Genomic DNA, 6,302 nt, shown 5'->3' with positions numbered 1-6,302 from the left:
GCTGCAGGCCGTTGACGCGGATGTCGGCGATCCTGAAGGGGGAGGCCTGGGCCAGCGTGGCGTTCAGCAGCAGGACGGAGAGCAACAGGCGCGGGTAGTTCATCGAGGGTTCCAGACAAGCGGATTCGGAGGGAGCAAGCGCGGGCAACCCGCATGCAGCGGGCGATGAGGATACGGGCGGGCTGTGTTCGGCGCGGTTAGCCGAGGGTAAAGATGTGTAAAGTCCGACCGGCCGGCGGTGACAGTGCTGGCCGCCGGGGGGGATCATTGCAACCCCTGCAATCACGATTCCTGGCCCTGATGATCCCTGTGCTGCTGGTCGACGACGACCGCGAACTCACCGAAATGCTCTCTTTGTACCTGGCCCGCGAAGGGTTCCAGGCCACCGCCGTCGGCACTGGCGAGGAGGGCGAAGCCCAGGCATTGACCGGCAACTATCAGGTGGTGGTGCTGGACGTGATGCTGCCGGGCATTTCGGGCATCGAAGTGCTGCGGCGTGTGCGTGCGCGCAGCCAGGTACCGGTGCTGTTGCTGACTGCCCGTGGCGACAACATCGACCGCATCGCCGGCCTGGAGCTGGGTGCCGATGACTATGTGCCCAAACCCAGCTCCCCCGGCGAACTGGTGGCCCGCCTGCGGGCGATCCTGCGCCGTGTTCAGCCGCAACTGATGGGCGAAGGCATGGTGCCCGAACAGGTGCGCAGCGGTGCCCTGAAGATGTGGCCTGGTCGACGCGAGGCGCACTGGGGCGCTGCCATCCTCGAGCTGACCGGCTCCGAGTTCAGCCTGCTCGAAGCGTTGGCCCGCCAGGCCGGCCAGCTGGTCAGCAAGCAGGACCTGTCGCTCAATGCCCTGGGCCGGCCGCTGACCCGTTACGACCGGCGCATCGACGTGCACATCAGCAGCATCCGGCAAAAGCTCGGGCCGCGCGCCGATGGCAGCAGCTGGATCCAGAGCGTGCGCGGCATGGGCTACATGCTGATCGTCGAATGATGCGCCGGCGCCTGTTCTGGAAGCTGTTCCTGGCCTTCTGGCTGGCCAACACCCTGACCTTCCTGGTGGGCGCGGGCGCCTTCATGCTCAATGACCTGCGTGGTGATACCCCGGCGCTGCGCTCGCTGCTGGCCACTGAACTGCAGCTGTTGCAACGTTACGGCGAGCAGGCTGGCCGACAGTTGCTCGAGGTCTCGCCGCAGCCGCCGGATGTGCAGGTGGGCCTTTACGATAGCCAGGGCCGGTTGCTGGCCGGCAGGGCGGTGCCAGTGGCCCGGTTCGAGCAGGCGCTGAGCGACCGCGACGGCCGCCCGCTGTTGCTGCGCGCTTCGGTGGCCACGACCATTGGCGAGCCACCACGCCCGCGCGGCATGGGCCCGCTGTTTACCGGCACGCTGATGAGTGCGCTGTTCGCCTTCCTGTGCAGCCTGTACCTGACTCGCCCGCTGGCCTGGCTGCGCGAAGCAATGAGCCAGGTCGCCCAGGGGCGTTTCGAGGTGCGGGTCAAACCCAGGCTGGGCAAACGCCGTGACGAAATCGTCGAACTGGCCGAAGACTGCGACCGCATGGCCGGTCAGCTCAAGGCGTTGGTGCAGGCGCAGCAGAACCTGCTGCACGATATTTCCCACGAACTGCGCTCGCCTTTGACCCGCATGCATGCCGCCATCGGCCTGATGCGCCAGCAACCAGACCGGCTCGACATGCTTGAACGGGTGGAGCGCGAGTCGCGGCGCATGGACGACCTGATCGAGCAACTGCTGACCCTTGCTCGCGCCCAGTCGCGGCAGGGCGACGACTTCGCCACCCTCGATGTGGTCGAACTGCTGGCGCAGATCGTCGAAGACGCCCGCTTCGAGGCCGGCATGAAGCAGTGCCAGGTTTGCTTGCAGGCCCAGGGCACGTTTATCACTCATGGGCATGAAGAACTGCTGTACCGGGCGTTCGAGAACATCATTCGTAATGCCGTGCGCTACACCGCAGCAGGTACCGAGGTGTTGGTCGAGGCCGCGCTGGCGCCGGGCGGGCAATGGTTGCAGGTCAGCGTCAGCGACCATGGCCCGGGTGTCGAGCCGGCGCGCCTGCAGCGCATCTTCGAGCCATTCGACCGCGGCACCGACAGTAACGGTGACGGCTTTGGCCTGGGCCTGGCGATTGCCCAGCGGGCCGTTGCCTTGCACGGCGGCAGCATCACCGCATTGGCCGCCGCGAGTGGCGGGTTGCGGGTGCGCATCGAGCTGCCGCAGGCAAACCCTGGCTGAGCAAGGCCGCTCTCATGGAACTGCATTCATTGAATTAGCAAGGACCCTGTGGGAGCGGCTTTAGCCGCGAACACCGGCGCAGCCGGTGCCATGCACCGCGTTGGATTCTTCGCGGCTAAAGCCGCTCCCACAGGTACAGCGTTGCTCTCGAGGTTGTTGCTGTACCTGTGGGAGCGGCCTTGTGTCGCGATAGGGCTGCGCAGCAGCCCCAAAGTACAGAACCGCATTCGGTCCTAGTGCCCGCCTTTCATCCGCCGTGCCACCAGGTAGATCCCCAGCCCGACCAGCGCCGTAGCCGCGCCGATGTACCCGGTGCTGGTCCAGCCCATGCCTGCGGTAATCGCCATGCCGCCCAGCCACGGCCCCAGCGCATTGGCCAGGTTGAACGCCGCATGGTTGGACGCCGCCGCCAGGCTTGGCGCTTCATGGGCAATGTCCATCAGGCGGATCTGCAACGGCGCCGCCAGGGCAATCATGGTGCCGACCAGGCCAATGCCCAGCAGCAGGCTCCACAGCGCCTGGGCGGCAAAGCTGAAGAACAGCAGCACGGCAATCGACCACACCAGCACCAGCCCGACGGCGCGGAACTGCAGGCGGTCGAACAGCTTGCCTCCGGCGATGTTGCCGACAATGCCACCGACGCCGAACGCCGCCAGGCCGAACGGAATCCACTGCGGCGACACCTGGGTCACCTGCAACATGGTCGGCGCCAGGTAGCTGAACACACAGAACATGCCGGCAAAGCCGATCGAGGCGATGCCCAGCGCCATCCACACCTGCGGCAGGGTGAAGGCTTGCAGTTCCTTGCGCGGGTCGCTGCGCACTTCATCGTGGCGCTGGGGCACGAAGCGCCAGACCAGGGCGATGGTGCACAGGGCGATCGCGCCGACCAGCACGAACGCCGAGCGCCAGCCGAAGTACTGGCCCAGGAAGGTGGCAACCGGGTTGCCGAGCAACATGGCCAGGGTCAGGCCCATCATCACCCGGGCCACGGCCCCCGCCCGCTGGTCCTTGGCCACCATGCTCGACGCCACAACCGCCGCGATGCCGAAGTAGGCGCCATGGGGCAGGCCGCTGATGAAGCGGAAGGCGACCAGGCCGCCGAACGAGGGGGCGAAGGCGGTAGCCAGGTTGCCAAGGGCATACAGCGCCATCAACAACAGCAGCATGTGCTTGCGCAACAGCCGGGCACCGATGATCGCCAGTGTCGGGGCGCCGACCATCACGCCCAGCGCATAGGCGCTGATGGCATGGCCCACCTGGGGCTCGCTCAATTGCAGGTTGCTGGCGATATCGGGCATCAGGCCCATGATGGCGAACTCGCCGGTGCCAATGGCAAAGCTGCCCAGCGCCATGGCGGCTTCCATCTTCGCGACGGTACTTTTGCTAGGGAGAGGGGGTAATTCCTGAACTGACATCTGGATCCTTGTTGAAACATGCTGAAACGTTCAAGGCGGGATCATAGTCAATCCGTGACAGTGACGTCGAGGAAGCTGGCCGGGTTCCTGGACCTGCGGCATGAACAGCACCTGTGGGAGCGGGCATGCCCGCGAAGAATCCAGCGCGGAGGATGGCACCGGCTGCGCCGGTGTTCGCGGGCACGCCCGCTCCCACAGTAGATCTGCGTGATGACTGTGGCAGCGGCTTTAGCCGCGAAAGGGCCGGAACAGGCTGGTATCAACGCTCTAGGTAATGAGTCTGCGCGGCAAAATCGATGAAGCGCTTGCTGGCCAGCGACAGGTATTCCCCCGACCGCCAGCACAAGCGGAAGCTCATCTGCTGCGCTGGCTGGAACGGTACGCCGACGATGCCCGGCGTGCGTTGTTGCACCGAGCGCAGCAGGGTCGCCACGCCCATGTTGTCCAGCGCGGCCTGTACCACCAGCGATACGAAGTTGCTCTGCAGTGCTACCTGGTAAGTGATGCCATGTTCGGCGAAGAACGCATCCAGCAGGTGGCGCTGCACGAAGGTGCGGTCGAATACCACCATGTCGGTATTGCGCAGGTCCTCGGCCGTGAGGAAGGCCTTGCCGGCATAGGGATGGTCAGGGTGCATGCACGCCAGCATCTCGTCGCTGCCCAGCAGGATCGATTCCTTGTCGGGCGGCACGCGCCTGGACTCCAGCAGCGCCAGGTCGATTTCCCGTTGTTCCAGGCGATGGCCGATGTCCTCGGCACTGCCTTCGAACACGGTCATGGCAATACCCGGGTACAGCTGGCGGAAGGCGTTCATCAAGCCGGGCACATAGTGCAGGCCGAACATCGGCGGGATACCCAGGCGCACTTCGCCGCGCTTCAGGTCGGCCATGTCGCGCAGTTCTTGCCGGGCCACATCCATTTCCCGCAGGGCCGCTGCAATACGTGGCAGGAAGCGTTCGCCCTCGGCTGTGAGGATGACTTTGCGCGTGGTGCGGTTGAACAGGGTGACGCCCAGTTCTTCTTCCAGGCGGGTAACGGCCATGCTCAGTGCCGGCTGGGCGATATGCAGGTGCTGCGCGGCTTTGGTGAAGCTGCCTTGGCGCACGATCTCGACGCAGCAGCGCAATGCCTTGAGGTTCATTGAGGGGGTTTACCGTTTATAACAAACTGTGATGCCAAGCATCATAACAATATATTTATTATTATTAACCAGAGGGCCTACGATGCGCGCCACTGAGACATCCTGCAACATCTCAGTCACGCAGCTTAATAAATCTGCAATCCCACAAAGATTTTGAGGTAGTACCCCAAATGGCCAAGGCCGCCGATGTCGTTGTGCAATGCCTGGAAAACGAAGGTGTCGAGTATGTATTCGGCATTCCTGGTGAGGAAAACCTCGACCTGCTCGAATCCCTGCGCAAGTCGAAGATCAAGCTGGTACTTACCCGTCACGAGCAGTCCGCAGGTTTCATGGCTGCCACCTATGGTCGCCTGACCGGCAAGACCGGCGTCAGCCTGTCGACCCTCGGCCCTGGCGCCACCAATCTGGTCACCGCCAGCGCCTACGCCTACCTGGGCGGCATGCCGATGATGATGATCACCGGCCAGAAGCCGATCAAGAAGTCCAAGCAGGGCCGTTTCCAGATCATCGACGTGTGCGGCATGATGGACCCCATCACCAAGTACACCCACCAGTTCGCCTCCGCCGACAACATCCCGGCCCGTATGCGCGAAGCCTTCCGCCTGGCTGAAGAAGAAAAGCCGGGTGCCGTGCACCTGGAGCTGCCGGAAGACATCGCCGCCGAGCAGACCGACGCACTGCCGATCCCGCCAAGCCTGCACCGCCGTCCGCTGGCCGAGCACGTGGCGATCGACGCTGCCGTGCAAAAGCTGCTGAACGCCCGCAACCCGATCCTGGTGATCGGCGCCGGCGCCAACCGCAAGATGACCGCCAAGGTCCTCAAGCAGCTGATCGACAAGACCGGCATCCCGTTCATCACCACCCAGATGGGCAAAGGTGTGGTCGACGAGCGTCACCCGCGCTTCCTGGGCAACGCCGCGCTGTCGTCGGGTGACTTCGTGCACCGCGCCGTCGAAGCCGCCGACCTGATCGTCAACATCGGCCACGACGTGATCGAGAAGCCGCCGTTCTTCATGGTCCGTGGCGGCACCGAAGTCATCCACATCAACTTCCGCTCCGCCGAAGTCGATGCCGTGTACTTCCCGCAGGTGGAAGTGATCGGCGACATCGCCAACGCCGTGTGGCAGATCAGCGAAGCGCTGAACGACACGTCGCACTGGGACTTCACCCGCCTGATGGCCATCCGTGAGGCCAACGAAGCGCAAATCGCCGAAGGTGCCGACGACAACCGCTTCCCGGTCTACCCGCAGCGCATGGTCGCCGATATCCGTCGCGTGCTGCCGTCCGAAGGCATCGTTGCCCTGGACAACGGCATCTACAAGATCTGGTTCGCCCGTAACTACAAGGCGCACAAGCCGAACACCGTACTGCTGGACAACGCCCTGGCGACCATGGGCGCGGGCCTGCCATCGGCCATGGCCGCGCACCTGGTGCACCCGGACCGCCCGGTGATTTCGGTGTGCGGTGATGGCGGCTTCATGATGAACAGCC

At 64.4% G+C, this 6,302-nt stretch carries 5 protein-coding genes; 3 read left to right on the top strand and 2 right to left on the bottom strand.

Features of this window, described 5'->3' with window-relative positions; translation table 11 throughout:
* Window positions 1-300: 300 nt before the first annotated feature.
* Both B2790_RS19220 and B2790_RS19215 read left to right on the top strand, forming a co-directional pair.
* Window positions 301-993, top strand: coding sequence for a response regulator transcription factor (locus B2790_RS19220; protein ID WP_075045281.1), 693 nt, complete (start codon window positions 301-303; stop codon window positions 991-993).
* Entirely contained in the window at window positions 990-2,252 is a 1,263-nt protein-coding gene (locus B2790_RS19215) for a HAMP domain-containing sensor histidine kinase (RefSeq protein ID WP_286919511.1), read from the top strand. Before B2790_RS19220 ends, B2790_RS19215 begins: the two co-directional genes overlap by 4 nt.
* Window positions 2,253-2,485: 233 nt before the next feature.
* Here B2790_RS19215 and B2790_RS19210 read toward each other — a convergent pair whose 3' ends face one another.
* Both B2790_RS19210 and B2790_RS19205 read right to left on the bottom strand, forming a co-directional pair.
* The gene (locus B2790_RS19210) at window positions 2,486-3,670 is read right to left on the bottom strand and encodes an MFS transporter (RefSeq protein ID WP_286919510.1); all 1,185 of its coding nucleotides are present in this window, start codon (window positions 3,668-3,670) and stop codon (window positions 2,486-2,488) included.
* Between the two features lie 259 nt (window positions 3,671-3,929).
* Window positions 3,930-4,811, bottom strand: coding sequence for a LysR family transcriptional regulator (locus tag B2790_RS19205; RefSeq protein WP_061302335.1), 882 nt, complete (start codon window positions 4,809-4,811; stop codon window positions 3,930-3,932).
* A gap of 170 nt (window positions 4,812-4,981) precedes the next feature.
* Here B2790_RS19205 and B2790_RS19200 point away from each other — a divergent pair.
* A partial coding sequence (locus B2790_RS19200) for an acetolactate synthase large subunit (protein WP_286919509.1) occupies window positions 4,982-6,302 on the top strand: 1,321 nt, incomplete at its 3' end.

The sequence above is a fragment of the Pseudomonas sp. UBA6753 genome, assembly GCF_002453565.1.
GTDB classification, from domain to species: domain Bacteria; phylum Pseudomonadota; class Gammaproteobacteria; order Pseudomonadales; family Pseudomonadaceae; genus Aquipseudomonas; species Aquipseudomonas putida_Z.
This window is presented reverse-complemented; position numbering and strand designations above follow the sequence as displayed.

Excerpts from the sequence above, each read along its gene's own strand:
- B2790_RS19220 (WP_075045281.1), top strand. The coding sequence starts at position 301 with ATGATCCCTGTGCTGCTGGTCGACGACGACCGCGAACTCACCGAAATG.
- B2790_RS19215 (WP_286919511.1), top strand. The coding sequence starts at position 990 with ATGATGCGCCGGCGCCTGTTCTGGAAGCTGTTCCTGGCCTTCTGGCTG.
- B2790_RS19210 (WP_286919510.1), bottom strand. The coding sequence starts at position 3,670 with ATGTCAGTTCAGGAATTACCCCCTCTCCCTAGCAAAAGTACCGTCGCG.
- B2790_RS19205 (WP_061302335.1), bottom strand. The coding sequence starts at position 4,811 with ATGAACCTCAAGGCATTGCGCTGCTGCGTCGAGATCGTGCGCCAAGGC.